Source organism: Halomonas sp. BN3-1 (genome assembly GCF_003056325.1).
In the GTDB taxonomy this organism is placed as follows: Bacteria; Pseudomonadota; Gammaproteobacteria; order Pseudomonadales; family Halomonadaceae; genus Halomonas; species Halomonas litopenaei.
The window spans coordinates 1-14,940 of sequence record NZ_PYVV01000002.1; the positions used below are offsets into that span (position 1 = coordinate 1).

Sequence of the window (14,940 nt, forward strand, 5' to 3'; positions counted from 1 at the left end):
GCGCGGCTTCTCATCGAGGGCCGGGCGCCAGTGATGCGTGCCCATCGAGAGCCCGAATACATTGGCGCAAGCCCACTTTGTCAATGTCGTAGATCCACGTTGCAAAAGCCAGGCTGACCATACATTTTTGTTGCCAGGCCTGATTCTCGATCGTTGTCTTCGACGCAGGCCGACGTTTAGCAGTGAGGTGCCAAGGATGTCGTTGAGACTTGCCAACCGTCTTGATGCGGAGCGTTTACAGCGCCTGATCGATGAAGCCTGCGGAACCGAACGGGCTGCCGCCGACCTGCTGGAAGAGCGACTGGAGCGTGCCGAGATTCGCGACCCGGACGAGATGCCCGATGACGTGGTCAGCATGAACAGCAAGGTTGTGCTCAGGGACGTCGACACGGACCGACTTCTGACGCGCACGCTGGTCTATCCTCATGCGCTGGCGACGACCGAAGATGGTCTATCGGTGATGGCGCCGCTGGGCGCCGAGCTGTTGACCCGTCGGGTCGGGGAAGAGTGGACGACCCAGGTGGCATTGGGCAAGCCAGGGCGCTGGCGGGTGGAAGAGATATTGTGGCAGCCGGAGCGAGAGCGTCAGTTTCATCGCTAGGGCTTGTCTGAAAAGTGCCTGCGCTCGGTAATACGGCGTTAAAAATCGGCTGGTGCGCCAGCCCGGTCAAAATGCTCATTTACACCCCGTAAACTGCGCTTTCTCACCGATTTTTGCCTTGTCTAACCTTCGCTCGTCGACTTTTCGGACAGCGCCTAGGTTTGTCTGAATCGCTGGGCTTGTCTAATGGGCTTGTTTAAAAAGCGCCTTCGTTCGTCGACTTTTCGCTCATCGACTTCTCGCTCAAGGCCCAGTGAGCAGCGCAGCCGCAGCCTTTGGCATCGCCTGGATGAGCAAAGGAGGAGGGAGATGGGCCGATTCACTCACCGGTTCTCAGGGTATGTCCTCGGGCTGGGGCTTTTCCTCGCGGGTACAGGCGTTGCCGTGGCCGATATTGTCGTGCGGTTCTCCGGGACTCAGGGCATTCCCTTCACCGCTCAGTGGGAGTGGACGGGCCCGGGGCAGGAGCACAGGAGCGGGACCTGGGCGGGACGAGCGCCTCGGGTAGAGCGCCTGCCCGACGGAAGGTTCAGCATGAGCGTCATCCAGCAGGCGTCCGGAGGCCGGCTGGAGGTGCTGGTCACCGGGCGCGGCAATCGTTCTTCCTCGTCCAGCAGTGGTGCCGGGGCGACGATGTTGTTCTCGTTGCAGTGAGCCTGGCCGCAAGGCCATGTCGTGATCGGTTCAGCGAGGCTCGAGCTCCCGGGGCAGACGGCTGCGATGTGAATTCTTAGTCATGGGGGGCGGGATGCCCAGGTGCTTGCGCGCCCAGTGTGCGGCCTCGGCGCGGTGATGCACCTTGATCTTCTTGAAGATGTTGTACAGGTGAGACTTGACCGTATGCTCACTCAGGAACAGTTGGGTGGCGATATCCTGGTTGGACGCGCCGTTGCCGATGAAGCCGAGAATTTCCAGCTCCCGCTGGGTCAGACCGGCGACGGGACGGTAGGTGTTGAACTGCTGTCGTCGGAAATATTCGAACATCTGCTGTAGCAGCGGACGCGACATCCACAGGGCGCCATCGAGGAGTTGGATGATTCCCTTGCAGATATTGTCCAGTTCGTCGCGGCGATAGAAGATGCCCTGAAGGTGCAATGACGCCAACAATTCAGCGGCTTGTTCCTGGTTGGCCAGGTTGAACGCCGCCAGCAGAATGTCGGGAAACTGTGCCTTGAGCTCGTGGCAGCGATGCATGTCGCTGTGCGATAGCTGATCGGCGTCCAGTAGCCACAGTTGCACACCAGGAGGTGAGTTCGACAGTTCCGCTTCCAGGCCGGACACCGCCTCCGGGGCAAGAGGACTGACCTGGCAGTCGAGTACCTGGCTCAGGTGATGGGTGAACAACTGCGACTGCACGTTGGGGTGCGTGATCAGCCGGACGATCGGACCTTCCTGAAGGGCAGACATCGTCCCCTCCCTGTTCCCATGCGATGATTGATCGTTATCGTTTTTTGGTGATGCCGATTTAGTATCGTTATCGATACTAATATGCTTGTAAATGACCATTGGGCGTGAACTTTGTCATTTCCGAAGAATGGTTTTTTTGATTCAGGTCGCAAAGGATGGCCGCTGAGCGCCGTGGGTCGTAGGTGTCAGCACGCTGAACTGTGCGCCATTCGTCGTCTAGTCCATCGGAATTCTCACGAGGGAGTGTGATGCCGCTGTCATTGTGGATGTCTCTGGCCGCCATCTGTGCCATGGGGGCCATGTCTCCTGGTCCAAGTCTGGCCCTGGTGCTTCGTCATACGCTGGGAGGGGGGCGCAGCTCCGGGGTGGTGGCGGCGATCGCCCATGCGCTGGGCGTCGGCCTCTACGCCTTGCTGACCGTGTGGGGACTGGGGGAGGTGATCGAACGCCATCCATCCGCCTTTCGCGTGATCACGATCGGTGGGGCACTGTATCTGGCCTGGCTTGGCATAAAGGCGCTGAGGGCCGGGCGTGGCGGAGCGCTGGGCGCCCGACCCACCGCCGCCAGTCACCGCGTCGCTGCGAGAGAAGGGCTGTTGGTTGCCCTGGGTAATCCCAAGCTGATCCTGTTCTTCGTCGCGCTGCTCAGTCAGTTTGTCAGCCCCGAAATGTCCTCGATCGAGCGTGCCATCATTGTGCTGACGGCGATGCTGATCGACGGTGGCTGGTACGTCATCGTGGCGTTGGGGCTGTCGCACTCCCGCGTGCTGCCCTGGCTCCAGGCTCGCGCCCACTGGATCAATCGCATCAGCGGGGTGCTGCTGCTGGGGCTGGCGCTGAGGGTGCTGGCGGGATAAGGCCGCCGCCGGCTGCGAGCATTTCGTGGGCGAGGCTGCCGGCGATGCCGGTTCATGCTGGCGCCGAGCGATGGAGGATGGCGTCCAGCGGACTTGCCGTCGGCAACACGCCATAGGCCGGGCTCGGGTGCCGGCCCAGGCGGGTGCGGCAGAAGGTATCCGCCACCTCGTGGGGCGCGTGCTGGACCAGCAGCGCTGCCTGGGTGCACTGGGCCAGCCACTGGGTCAGCCAGCGGGCCCTGGGCACCAGGTCTTCGCTGGTCTGTGGCTGAGGCAGCTGGGCCAAGGCGCGATCCAGATCCGGATGTCCACCTCGGGCATGCTCGAACAGCTGATACAGGGCCGCCATGGCCTCGGGGTGTCGCGCCATGACCCGCAGCACGTCGAGGCAGATCACGTTGCCGGACCCTTCCCAGATGGAATTGACCGGCGCTTCGCGGTAGAGCCGCGCCAGCGGTGCTTCCTCGACGTAGCCGATGCCACCGAGGCACTCCATGGCCTCTGCCATTAAGCCGGGGGCGCGCTTGTTGTGCCAGTACTTGGCCAGGCTCGGCAGCAGCCGGGCCAGGGCGCGCTCCTGCTCCTCCCCGCGGCTGGCGCCGTCGAAGGCCTGAGCGGTGCGCAGCATCAGCGCTACGCCGGCCTCCACCTCCAGCGCCAGATCCGCCAGTACCGCCCGCATCACCGGCTGCTCAGCCAAGGGCGCCCCGAAGGCATGACGCTGACAGGTATGCTGCCAGGCCTCGCGCCAGGCCTGGCGCATCATGCCCACCGGGGCGCTGGCGGCGTCGAGACGGGTCTGCTGAACCATTTCCAAGATGGTGGCGATGCCGCGTCCAGGGTCGCCGAGCGGGTGGGCCCAGGCCCCCCGATATTCGATCTCGGCGGAGCCATTGGCGCGATTGCCGCACTTGTCCTTCAGTCGCTGAATCTCGATGGCGTTGCGCTCGCCATCAGGGGCGAAGCGAGGCACCAGGAAGCAGCTGAGGCCTTCGTCTCGCTGAGCCAGGGTCAGGAAGGCGTCGGACATGGGGGCGCTCATGAACCACTTGTGTCCGTACAGGCGCCAGCCGTCCTCGCCAAGTTCGGCTCGGGTGGTGTTGGTGCGCACATCGCTGCCACCCTGCTTCTCGGTCATCGCCATGCCGAAGGTCAGGGCGTGCTTGTCGCTCGCCGGTAGGGCCCTGGAATCGTAGTCCTCGACGAGCAGCCCAGAGGCCCACCAATCCGGCAGTGAGCGTTCTCGACGCAGCACCGGGTAGGCGGCGTGGGTCATGGTCACCGGGCAGCAGATGCCGGTTTCGGCCTGGGTCAGCAGATAGAGTCCCGCCACGTGCGCCTGATGACCGCCGCGCCCCTCCTCCGTCCAGGCCATGGCGTGGACGCCACGGGTGGTAGCCAGGCGCATCAGCGCGTGGTAGGCCGGGTGGTAATCGACGACGTCGAGTCGGCGACCGTGACGATCGAAAAGTCGCAATGAGGGTGGGTGGCGGTTGGCCTCGTCACCCAGTCGCTGGGTCTCCGCACGACCGACATCCTGGCCCAGCAGGGACAGTCGGCAACTCACCCAGGCCGGCGCCAGATGGGCCAGCCAGAACTGAAGCACGGCGTCGTCGGCGAAGGCGTCGAAGGGAAGAGAGTACGGCTGATTGTCGACCCGGTGGCTCGCCAGGCCCTCTCGCGGAGCTTGGTCATGCATGGCCCTGTCCTGATGACGAAAGACCTGATATTCAGCATGGTGTGCTGTGCCCCTCGGGTCAAACGAGAGGGATGACGCAACGGGACGGGATGGGTAGTCTTGGGGCTTTCTCGGTGGAGCCCTTCGATGTGCCCTGTTTCCTCTTTCGACTCGGCTCCCACGGCCTCTGGCGTGACGAATGCTGGCGAGGCGTCCCCTGACAACCAGCGTGAGGCGCCCGCAGCGGTGATCGCCCGGGAGCGTGTGCAGGTGGTGGATGCCCGCAATCGTCCCTGTGGCAGCGCCTGGCGCGCAGAAATGCGCCGCTATCGGTTCTGGCACCGCGCCACCTACATCGTGGTACGCAATCGCCGTGGTGAACTATGTGTGCAGCATCGAACGCTGACCAAGGAAGCCTTTCCAGGCGGACTGGACCTGGCGGCGGGAGGCGTGGTCGGCGCCGGGGAGGCGGTCCACGTCTCGGCACGTCGTGAGCTGGCCGAGGAGCTCGGTATCCGCGCAGTAGCGCTGCGCCATTGCCTGGAGTTTCGCTACGATGAGGACGGGTATCGCATCTTCGGCAGCGTCTACTGCGTAGAGTGGGACGGCCCCTTGTCGCTGCAGGCCGAGGAGGTCGCCAGTGTGGCCTGGATGTCACCGCGTCGAGCCCTCGAGCTCGCCGGCGTGACGCCGGATACGCGGCTGGCCCTCGAGTTGCTGCTCGAGCGCGAGGGGGACAACTGAATGCCGCTTTGCCGCCAGGGCGTTGCGACTGGCGCAATGACGTCTGGCATGTCATCGTGAAGACAGCAAGCGCGAGTTCATCCCATGACCCTGCATGATGTCGAGTGCCGCACCCATAGCGGCGAGCCCTTCAACCTCCGCGCCCTGCGTGGCCAAGTGCTGCTCGTGGTGAATGTGGCGAGCAAGTGTGGCTTCACCCCTCAGCTGGCGGAGCTGGAGGCGCTCTATCGGGAACACCGCGAGCGCGGCTTCACCGTGCTCGGGTTCCCCTGCAACCAGTTCGCACGGCAGTCGCCGGAGTCCGCCGAGCAGTTCTGCGCTTTCGGTGAGCGTGAGTTCGGTGTCACCTTTCCCTTGATGGAAAAGGTCGAGGTCAATGGCGCCAAGGCCCATCCGCTGTTCAAACGCCTGAAGGCCGAAGCCCCAGGATGGATGGGGACGCGCGCCATCAAGTGGAACTTCACCAAGTTTCTGGTCGCCCGAGACGGCCGTGTGCTCAAGCGCTATGGGCCTCGCGATGGGGGCGACGCCATGATGCTGGACCTCGAGCGGGCACTGGACGAATCCTGACCTCTTTGGCGCTCAGCGTATGTCTCCTCCGCGCGCCACCACCAGCCGTTCCACCAGTTCGTTGTAGCGATGGCGCACCATCATGGTGGTCAGACCCGAGAACAGCGCCCAGAACTTGCGTCGCCAGCCCTTGAGGCGGAGGTTGTGGGCGACCAGACGGCGCATCAATTGGTGGTCATCGAACTTGCGCCACTCACCGGCGACCGACATCTGCTGACGCGACAATACCGGCGCCAGCTCGATCCGAAAGACCCATTCCAGGTCCTTGAGGGCGATACCGTCGCGCTCGATCACCTCGACCATCCGCGCATAGTCGGACTCTCTGGGCTCGCGTTCGAGCCACATGGGCGCCAGGGCAAGCCACAGCTCGCCGCGTTCATCGACCAGGGTCTGTGCATCCATCGGGCGGTCTCCTCAAGCGGTGGGCAGCATCCTGCCCGACCCCGTGCCGGTGGGCAAGAGAGCGACGCGATCGCCAGCAGAGCCGGACAGGGCCCTGGTGTGTTCAGGCGCAATGCGCGGCAAGGAAAAGCGCGGGAAGTCAGGGGCATGTGCACAAAGGCGGACAGGGCGGCGCTGTGCCGCTAGAATATCGCGACCACGCTCTACACATTGGATGGCTCTCCCTCGGGAGCCGCGAGTAACGAAGAGGTCTGTCGTGATCATCAAGCCCAAGGTACGCGGATTCATCTGCACCACCACCCATCCCGTCGGTTGCGAGAAGAACGTCCTCGAGCAGATCGAGGCGACCCGTGCGCGCGGCCTCGATGCATCCAAAGGGCCCAAGAAGGTGCTGGTCATCGGCGCCTCCAGTGGCTACGGTCTGGCCGCGCGCGTCACCGCGGCCTTCGGCTACGGCGCCGATACCCTGGGGGTGTTCTTCGAGAAGCCGGGCAGCGAGAAGAAGCCGGGCACGGCGGGCTGGTACAACTCTGCCGCCTTCGACAAGTTCGCCAAGCAAGAAGGGCTCTACAGCAAGTCCATCAATGGCGACGCCTTCTCCCACGAGGCGCGTGACAAGGCGATCGAGCTGATCAAGGCCGACATGGGCCAGATCGATCTGGTGGTCTACTCGCTGGCTTCCCCGGTGCGCAAGCTGCCCGATTCCGGCGAGCTCAAGCGCTCTTGCCTGAAGCCCATCGGCGAGACCTATCGCGCTACCGCCATCGATACCAACAAGGACACCATCATCGAAGCCCAGGTGGAGCCGGCGACCGAGCAGGAGATCGCCGACACCATCGACGTCATGGGTGGCCAGGATTGGGAACTGTGGATGGAGGCGCTGTCCGAGGCCGGCGTGCTGGCACCCGGCGCTCGCAGTGTGGCGTTCAGCTACATCGGTACCGAGATCACCTGGCCGATCTACTGGCACGGCGCCCTTGGCAAGGCCAAGGAAGACCTGGACCGGGCAGCCTCCGCCATCGATGACTCGCTCAAGCAGAGCGGTGGCGGCGCCAACGTGGCGGTGCTGAAGTCCGTGGTGACCCAGGCCAGTGCGGCGATTCCGGTCATGCCGCTGTACATCGCCATGGTGTACCGCGTGATGAAGGAGCAAAGTCTGCACGAAGGCACCATCGATCAGCTCAATCGTCTGTTCGGCGAGCGCCTCTACGGTGGCGAGGCGACCACCGATGACGTCGGGCGCCTGCGCCTGGACGACTGGGAGTTGCGTGACGATGTCCAGCAGGCGTGCAAGGACCTGTGGCCCCAGGTGACCAGCGACAACCTGTTCGACATCACCGACTACGCCGGCTACAAGCACGAATTCCTGAAGCTGTTTGGCTTTGAGCGCGATGACGTCGACTACGACGCCGACGTTGATCCTGTCGCCGAGTTCGACGTGGTGCAGCTGTAAACCAGAGGACTGCCGTTCGGCGATGAAGGAGGCCGCGACCGAGAGGTCGCGGCCTCCTTCGATGTGAAGCCCGCAGACCTTGGGTGTCGACCTGGTGTAGCCCATGCGCAACGGACATGGGCGCTGAATCTCGCAGATCAGTGGCGTAATATATGCCTCGCGCACACTCCTCGAGACCCCCCATGCCACACACCGTCAGCACAACACGTTCGCCGGATTTGCTTCGACAGGTCGGGGTCGTGGTCATGCCGGGGTTTTCGCTGCTGGCGCACGCCTGTGCCACCGAACCGCTGCACGTGGCCAACTTGCTGCACGGGCGAACCCTGTATCGATTGACCAGCTACGCCAGCGGTGGCGACGCGGTCACCAGCGCCTCCCAGCAGACGGTGTTGCCACGCGCCGCGCTGGGGGAGGCGGAGTCGCAGCCCGACATGGTGCTGGTGTGTGGTCCGGCCAAGCTGCCGGGGGGCATTCCTGATGACTTGGCCGCCTGGCTCAGGCGTCTGGCGGCGTCCGGGGTGGTGCTTGGCGGTATCGGCGGTGGCACCGAAGCCCTGGCCCGGCTGGGCCTGCTGGATGGCTACCAGGCAACGCTACCCTGGCAGCGTTTCGAGGCCTTCGCGGCGGCCCATCCCAGGGTGCGCCTGTCACAGCAGCTGTTCGAGATCGACCGCGACCGGATCACCTGCGGTGGGGGGACCGCCGCCATGGACATGATGATCACCCTGGTGGAAAGCCACCACGGCTCAGGCCTTGCCACTCGTATCTCCGAGTACTTCGTGATGGAGCGCATCCGCATGGGGGACGAGCCCCAGCAGATCCCCCTGCGTTCACGCCTGGCCCATGCGCCGGACAGCCTGGTCGAGGCGGTCCAGCTGATGGAAGCCAACATCGAGGAGCCGCTGTCTACCCATGAACTTGCCGAGCACCTGGGGATCTCTCGCCGTCAGTTGGAGCGGTTGTTCAAGAAGTACCTGAAGTCGGTGCCGAGCCGCTACTATCTGGACCTGCGCCTGCAGAAGGCCCGTCGAATGTTGCGCGATACCGACCAGCCCGCGGGCGAGATCGCCCTGCAGACCGGCTTTTCTTCTGCCGCCCACTTTTCCACGGCCTATCGCAACCACTTCGGCATGACCCCGAGAGAAGAGCGACTGGGCTGACGCTCGAGGCTTTCTGTATCCGGTATGTCTTCAGGCCTTGATGAGCGACGCTTGTCGGAATGGTCTGCTCCTGAGAGTAACGGCTGCTGTCTTCATCGTGCTTATCCCCTCCGTCGCGTTTCAGCTTCTCGCTCCGACCCTCTCGCTTCGCCCCTGCTCACCCCCGCATTTCTAGCCTCGTCTGCACTCGTCCCGTCTGCACTCGCCCCGTCTGTACGTGCTCCACTCGCCTCTGCGCTCTACATCATCTCCAGCACGACTCCTCTCGCTCCTTTCTCGCTCCTTTCTCCCCGGCTTCTGTCGTCCTATCGTTTCGCCTCTTGTTATCTCTACCGTTCACTGCCCGATGTGCCTACCCGCTAGCAATTGGCGTATTTCCTTCTTTTGCGTCGCCGAGTGCATAGACCGGCACAGCATTGGCACGTAAGGAATCTCCAATAAATGCTACATAGATACCGTAACTCCTGGAGCCGTTACGGCTTGTCCGCTGGCTGAGGTCAGGCAACGGCCAAGCAAATGGCTCTGCTTTCGTCCCGGGAATGTCGATGGGCGTGTCGATAGCGGCCCGGGACGAAAAAAAATGAAGAAGGCGTGTAAGAAAGTCGCAGGTAACACCTACCAACCACCATGAACAACAGACGAGTTGCTCGGAAGCCTGCCGCTAGTGAGGTCGGAATTCTGTGCATATTCGAATGAAACGTGAATGAAACGGTAGCAGCAAAGTGGAGGCGTCAGGATGCCATCCACGCAAACTAAAAAAGTGAAGACGGAGAGTTAGACATGAACCACACCACCATTTCTCGACTGGGTTTCTATGTGGCCCTGTACGGCGTCGTCGCCATTCTTTTCTGGATCGGCTTTTTCAAGTATCACCCCGATGAAGCTGCAGCGATCCAGGGCATTGTGGCCAGTTCGCCACTGATGGCCTGGCTCTATGATGTCGCCAGTGTCAATCAGGTATCAGCCGCGATCGGAACCGCCGAGATTATCGTCGGCCTGCTGGTAGCCGCCTATCCCATCTCGAAAAAAGCCGGCCTGGTGGGTGGTGCCTTGGCAAGCGTGATCTTTCTGACAACGACCAGCTTCCTGTTGACCACGCCGGGTGTACTGCACGTCAGCAGCCTGTCCGGTGACACCCTGGCGTTCCCGTCCCTGTTCGGAGGCTTCCTGGCCAAGGATCTGGTACTGCTTGGCGCTTCGCTGGTGATCACCGGCTCAGCCTGGCAGGCAGTGAGTGCAGAGCGTAGTGCACAGCATGCCAAGGACGACGCTCTGGTTGCTGATGCTGCATAGAAATGAAAGGGCTTTTCGGTCTCGGGAGTGTGGCTTTCCCGGGCTGGAAAGCCCGCTCCGCGCCTGGTCCCTTTGTGAAGGGGCGCTGGTGGAGGACATGGCTACCAAGGTGTGTGGGCGCAAGAGTCCGTGTCGGCGCACCTTTCCAATCAAGAAGTTTGGGTGAATTAAATCAGCAGCTTAAACGAATATTGTGCCTGAATGATTAGATGGACATATTTGCAATTGCCAATATGAGGGATGCCGATTAGATTTGATGTTGCCGGGTAACAAAACGTTACGACGAGAGTCGGAAAGACGGAAAGTGGTTAGACCGAAGATAGAAGTAGAGGGCAGAGTGTCGGCGCGTCCAGGAAGATGATCCCAAGGGATGCTCGATAACGCACAAAATATCAGAACGATTCAACGTCGAAACACTATCGACGACTCCAAGGAGAGTGACATGAAAACCAAAATGATCTTTGCCGCAGTGATGGCCTCCATGTTTGCCGCTGGCAGTGTCTATGCCATGGACTCCGACACCCTGCAAAAGCGCATGCAGGAAATCGAAGAGCGCAGCACCGAAGCCTCTGAAGAGCAGAAGGTCGAGGCCCTGGAGCAGGAAGTGGCTGAGCTCAAGGACCTGCTGCAAATGACCGTAGAGAGCCTGGAAGAGTCCCAGTAACACAAGCTGGAGAAAGACACGCTGGAACGCTGACGTAAAGGGCGCTCGCTCTGCAACCCGAGAGGATCGCCCTGGCAGCGCATGAACTAGCCAAAAGGACATGCAAGCGTGAAGGGAAATGTCGGTAAGGTGATAGAAAAGGCGTGCTCATCTTGATGACTCCCTTATCTACAGCGGCAGGGACGCCGTCTTGCCTTGCGGGTTTGAAGCGCTCTTTGGGTTGGTTGTGACAAGACGTTGGGCATCAATACGCTGGCGGTTTCCGCTGGGTAGATGCCGCCAGCCAAAAGCGCTAGTGGTCGAACCAATGTTCGGACTGTGCAAGTCTGGTCATGCAGAGCAAGCGTCGGTTGCGTGCTGAAATGGTGCCCTTTAGATTGATCTTGTCGATTTGTGAACAGTGTTTTTCGAACGGATATCGATGCCTGTTCGCCGACACGTGGACGTTCATGGACCGAGCGCCTCAAGGACTTGAGTCGAAGGATTGGCTCACTGGCCGCAGGGACGCGGTCTTGCAGAGCGATTGAAGCGTGACATTGGATGTCCGGCGGAAGAGCTCGGGAGTGGTCGTCGAAGCGCCTACCTGTCGGTGGCCGTGACGCACCTTGGCTTTCACTAACGTTGGTTGATTACCGCTTCCTGCCACCACCCGGCAGCGCCATCCAGGGGCGGCGGTCAGGACAAGTGGTCGAAGGATGTTCGACGAAAACGAGGAGAGAGACATGAAAACCAAGATGTTGGCAACTGCAGCGCTGGTCTCGATGATGGCCGTCGGCTCAGCCTTCGCCATGGATTCCGATACCTTGCAGAAAAACATGCAGCGGATCCAGGAGAATGCCGAAAGCGCAGAGCGCCAGGCCAAGATTGCAGCCCTCGAGCAGGAGGTTGCAGAGCTGAAGGAACTGCTGCGCGAGACCATCGCGGCGTTCCAGGAAGCGAATATGTAAGTCGTCAGCAAAGACGGCAGCAGTGTTGTCGCGTTTCGCGACCGCTACGTGAAAGGCTCACTCAGGTGGGCCTTTTTAGCGTTTGAAGGATGCTGCGTTCGAATGCCCCTGCGTTCATGACATGCTCAACCGTGGCTACGCTGCTGCGGTCTGCTGGTATCCAGCACTCGTCCATTGATGGGAGAAAGGTCAGGGCAGCCGATACCGATTCCTATGCTGGTGCCGATGGACGGAATCCTCGATAGTAACGTCATGTCCGAATCTGCCCCCTTCAGGGCCGGCCCTGTACTGCGCATCGCTGCTGCGGGGCACTAGTCTGCAATCTCCCCCCTTTGCTGGAGATTGGACATGACCACAGCACTTCTCGTCATCGATGTTCAGGCCTCGTTTCTCGCGCGCCCCTCCTGGGATGCCACTCGACTCGGTGATTGGCCGGAAGCTCAGCGCTCTTTGATCGATCTGGCACGCGAGGCAGGCATGTTGATGGTGCGAATCATCCATACGGAGCCGGGAAGCCAGGGCGCATTTGATCCCGACAATGGGTTGACCCGAGCCATGGAGGGCTTCGAAGACCCCGCTGATGTGACCTTTTACAAGACCGCCCACAACGCCTTCACCGATACAGGGCTGGACCGCTGGCTACGCGGTCGAGGGGTGTCTCGGCTATGGATCAGCGGTATTCGCACCGAGCAGTGCTGCGAGACCACCACCAGGGTGGCCTCCGATCTGGGATACGCAGTGGACTTCGTCAGTGAAGCGACCCTGACCTTTGCCATGCAGCGGGGAGAGCGAACCTTCAGCGCCAGCGACATCCGCGAGACATCGCCGAGCGGGTGGGGGTGAACGACGAACGTCAGCTGCGCCGGCTGTGGAAGCGCTTTGAAGCCGACACGCCTGCCCGGTGGCGCCGCCAGCATCGCCAGTGGACGCAGGCTCAGCCGGACTGATGTTCAGTAGGCCCAGGTTCTGCTGGTCGAGATTCGGCTGGTCGAGGTTCTTCTGGTTGAGGTTCGTCTGGTCGCGGTTTCGCTGGTCGAGGCTCGGCGTGGTCGGCCTTGGCGGCGATCAACGCACGAAACAACGAGCCCATCATCACCGGAGTGTCCCGTTCGATGACGAAGCCTGCCTGGTCCAGCAATGGCCGGGCCTGGCGAGTGATATCGGTGGCGATGGCGGATGTCAGCAGATTGAGCCCCCTGCGCGCCAGTCCCGAGGGTCGCTCGTCGCTCTGGAACTTGTCCATCACGCATAGCTGGCCGTCGCCTTTGAGGACGCGATGGGCCTCGGCGAGCCCCTTTGCCGGATCCGGCATCACCGCCAGGATCAGGTGCATCACCACCACATCGAAGCTGTTGTCGGCGTAGTCCAGCCGCTCGGCGTCCATGGTTCTGGCCTCGACGTCGATGCCAAGCCGACAGGCGCGATCCTTGAGACGCTTGACCATCGCCGGGCACAGGTCGCTGGCGTGGATCTCCAGGTCGCGCGGTAGCCACGGCAGGTCAAGGCCGGTGCCGGCCCCCACCAGCAGCACCTTCATCCCCGACTGCCAGCACACCTGATTCAGAGCGCGCCGCCGCGCCCTGGCAAAGGTACGCTGGGCCACCGTGTCGTAGACGGGGGCATAAAGCGAATAGCGCCAGCGGTTCCAGACGGTGGTGTTGAGCATGGCGGAGCCCCTGGAGGTGGTAGTGATCGGGTCAGGTCCTGCGGGAGTCTTCAGCCTAGACGAAGCCTGGGTAGGCGTCATGACGATGGTGCAAGGGCAGGGCGCAAGGACAGAGCTTTGTGAAAAAGCGGGTCCCATTGCTGAAAGCCGTGGAGCGAGGGCGTCCCTATACTCGAAGCATCGATCCATTTCATGCTTTGCAGTAGCGCGCAAGCTGCGCGCTCCCGTCCGACGACGGGCAACGCCAACCACAGCGGAGATCCCCGATGAGTCATACCCCGAGCCGTGCCGACTTCGACCAGTACATGGTGCCCAACTACGCTCCTCAGAAGGTCATCCCGGTGCGCGGCGAAGGCAGCCGTCTGTGGGATCAGGAAGGCCGCGAGTACATCGACTTCGCCGGCGGCATCGCGGTGAACTCGCTGGGTCACTGCCACCCGGTCCTGGTCGAGGCCCTCAAGGCCCAGGCCGACAAGCTGTGGCACCTGTCCAACGTCTACACCAACGAGCCGGCACTGGAGCTGGCCCGGGAGCTGACCGAGCGTACCTTCGCCGACAAGGTCTATCTGTGCTCTTCCGGTGGCGAGGCCAACGAGGCCGCACTGAAGCTGGCGCGTCGCTGGGCCCATGACAAGCACGGGGCCCACAAGGACAAGATCATTTCCTTCCGTCAGTCCTTCCATGGTCGCACCCTGTTCACCGTCAGCGTGGGTGGCCAGCCCAAGTACTCCCAGGGCTTCGGGCCGGTGCCCGGAGGCGTGCTCCACGCCGAGTTCAACAATCTGGACAGCGTGCGCGAACTGGTCGGCGACGACACCTGCGCCATCATGGTCGAGCCGATGCAGGGCGAGGGCGGCATCGTGCCGGCCACGCCCGAGTTCCTCCAGGGCCTGCGTGACCTGTGCGACGAGCACGACGCCCTGCTGGTGTTCGACGAGGTGCAGACCGGCGTGGGCCGCTCCGGCTCGCTGTACGCCTACATGGACTACGGCATCACCCCGGACATCCTGACCAGCGCCAAGAGCCTGGGCGGTGGTTTCCCGGTGGGCGCCATGTTGACCACCGATCGCGTCGCCCCGGTGCTGGTGCTGGGCACCCACGGTTCTACCTACGGCGGCAACGCCCTGGCCTCGGCGGTGGCATTGGCGGCGATTCGTCATATCGACACGCCGGAAGTGCTCGGTGGCGTCGCCAAGCGTCACGACCTGTTCCGCGAGCACCTGGAAGCGATCAACCGCAAGCACGGTGTGTTCAAGGAAATTCGTGGGATGGGACTGCTGATCGGTGCCGAGATGGCCCCCGAGTATGAAGGTCGCGCCAAGGACATCCTGCCGCTGGCCATCGAGGAAGGTCTGATGGCGCTGATCGCCGGCCCCAACGTGCTGCGCATGGCGCCGTCGCTGGTGATTCCCGAGGCCGACATCGTCGAGGGACTCGAGCGTCTCGAACGCGCCATCGCACGGATGGTCAGCGCGTCGTGAAAGGTGCCGATCAACAT

At 62.3% G+C, this 14,940-nt stretch carries 15 protein-coding genes and 1 pseudogene; 12 read left to right on the forward strand and 4 right to left on the reverse strand.

What is annotated here, in order from left to right; all coding sequences use genetic code 11:
- The first annotated feature begins 196 nt into the window (after positions 1 to 196).
- Positions 197 to 601, forward strand: a complete 405-nt coding sequence (locus tag C9F12_RS03390) for a GreA/GreB family elongation factor (protein ID WP_045992777.1) — start codon at positions 197 to 199, stop codon at positions 599 to 601.
- Between the two features lie 309 nt (positions 602 to 910).
- The gene (locus tag C9F12_RS03395; protein ID WP_108448000.1) at positions 911 to 1,255 is read left to right on the forward strand and encodes a hypothetical protein; all 345 of its coding nucleotides are present in this window, start codon (positions 911 to 913) and stop codon (positions 1,253 to 1,255) included.
- A 30-nt stretch (positions 1,256 to 1,285) separates the two neighbouring features.
- Here the strand turns inward: C9F12_RS03395 and C9F12_RS03400 are convergent, their stop codons facing one another.
- Complete coding sequence (locus tag C9F12_RS03400; RefSeq protein WP_108131263.1) at positions 1,286 to 2,008, reverse strand: response regulator transcription factor; 723 nt, start codon at positions 2,006 to 2,008, stop codon at positions 1,286 to 1,288.
- Between the two features lie 248 nt (positions 2,009 to 2,256).
- Here C9F12_RS03400 and C9F12_RS03405 point away from each other — a divergent pair, with 248 nt between their 5' ends.
- Complete coding sequence (locus tag C9F12_RS03405) at positions 2,257 to 2,865, forward strand: LysE family translocator (RefSeq protein WP_083970155.1); 609 nt, start codon at positions 2,257 to 2,259, stop codon at positions 2,863 to 2,865.
- Positions 2,866 to 2,917: 52 nt separating this feature from the next.
- Here C9F12_RS03405 and C9F12_RS03410 read toward each other — a convergent pair whose 3' ends face one another.
- Complete coding sequence (locus C9F12_RS03410; protein WP_108448001.1) at positions 2,918 to 4,564, reverse strand: acyl-CoA dehydrogenase family protein; 1,647 nt, start codon at positions 4,562 to 4,564, stop codon at positions 2,918 to 2,920.
- A 171-nt stretch (positions 4,565 to 4,735) separates the two neighbouring features.
- Between C9F12_RS03410 and C9F12_RS03415 the strand changes: the two genes are divergently transcribed.
- Positions 4,736 to 5,287 carry an NUDIX domain-containing protein gene (locus C9F12_RS03415; protein WP_231498436.1) on the forward strand — a complete coding sequence of 184 codons (552 nt, stop codon included), beginning with the start codon at positions 4,736 to 4,738 and terminating at the stop codon, positions 5,285 to 5,287.
- Between the two features lie 84 nt (positions 5,288 to 5,371).
- Positions 5,372 to 5,857, forward strand: coding sequence for a glutathione peroxidase (locus C9F12_RS03420; protein ID WP_045990894.1), 486 nt, complete (start codon positions 5,372 to 5,374; stop codon positions 5,855 to 5,857).
- A 12-nt stretch (positions 5,858 to 5,869) separates the two neighbouring features.
- On the opposite strand, the gene C9F12_RS03425 is transcribed toward C9F12_RS03420, so the two are convergent.
- Positions 5,870 to 6,259, reverse strand: coding sequence for a hypothetical protein (locus tag C9F12_RS03425; protein WP_108131267.1), 390 nt, complete (start codon positions 6,257 to 6,259; stop codon positions 5,870 to 5,872).
- 256 nt (positions 6,260 to 6,515) lie between these two features.
- Between C9F12_RS03425 and fabV the strand changes: the two genes are divergently transcribed.
- From fabV to C9F12_RS03455, 6 genes are all read left to right on the forward strand, one after another.
- Positions 6,516 to 7,712, forward strand: a complete 1,197-nt coding sequence (fabV, locus tag C9F12_RS03430) for an enoyl-ACP reductase FabV (RefSeq protein ID WP_108448002.1) — start codon at positions 6,516 to 6,518, stop codon at positions 7,710 to 7,712.
- A gap of 182 nt (positions 7,713 to 7,894) precedes the next feature.
- Positions 7,895 to 8,872: a GlxA family transcriptional regulator gene (locus C9F12_RS03435; protein WP_181248576.1), complete on the forward strand. Its 978-nt coding sequence runs from the start codon at positions 7,895 to 7,897 to the stop codon at positions 8,870 to 8,872.
- 780 nt (positions 8,873 to 9,652) lie between these two features.
- Positions 9,653 to 10,165 carry a DUF417 family protein gene (locus tag C9F12_RS03440; protein WP_108448003.1) on the forward strand — a complete coding sequence of 171 codons (513 nt, stop codon included), beginning with the start codon at positions 9,653 to 9,655 and terminating at the stop codon, positions 10,163 to 10,165.
- A gap of 442 nt (positions 10,166 to 10,607) precedes the next feature.
- On the forward strand, positions 10,608 to 10,829 hold the full coding sequence (locus tag C9F12_RS03445; RefSeq protein ID WP_045990898.1) for a hypothetical protein: 222 nt from the start codon (positions 10,608 to 10,610) through the stop codon (positions 10,827 to 10,829).
- Positions 10,830 to 11,551: 722 nt separating this feature from the next.
- Positions 11,552 to 11,776, forward strand: coding sequence for a hypothetical protein (locus C9F12_RS03450; RefSeq protein ID WP_124802861.1), 225 nt, complete (start codon positions 11,552 to 11,554; stop codon positions 11,774 to 11,776).
- 348 nt (positions 11,777 to 12,124) lie between these two features.
- Positions 12,125 to 12,619 (forward strand): isochorismatase family protein, encoded by a 495-nt coding sequence (locus C9F12_RS03455; protein ID WP_108448004.1) that lies wholly within the window; start codon positions 12,125 to 12,127, stop codon positions 12,617 to 12,619.
- Positions 12,620 to 12,830: 211 nt separating this feature from the next.
- Here C9F12_RS03455 and C9F12_RS03460 read toward each other — a convergent pair.
- Positions 12,831 to 13,442, reverse strand: a pseudogene (locus C9F12_RS03460) (class I SAM-dependent methyltransferase); the annotation flags it as partial.
- 266 nt (positions 13,443 to 13,708) lie between these two features.
- On the opposite strand from C9F12_RS03460, the gene C9F12_RS03465 reads away from it, so the two are divergent.
- Positions 13,709 to 14,923, forward strand: coding sequence for an aspartate aminotransferase family protein (locus tag C9F12_RS03465; RefSeq protein ID WP_108448006.1), 1,215 nt, complete (start codon positions 13,709 to 13,711; stop codon positions 14,921 to 14,923).
- The last annotated feature ends 17 nt before the right edge of the window (positions 14,924 to 14,940 follow it).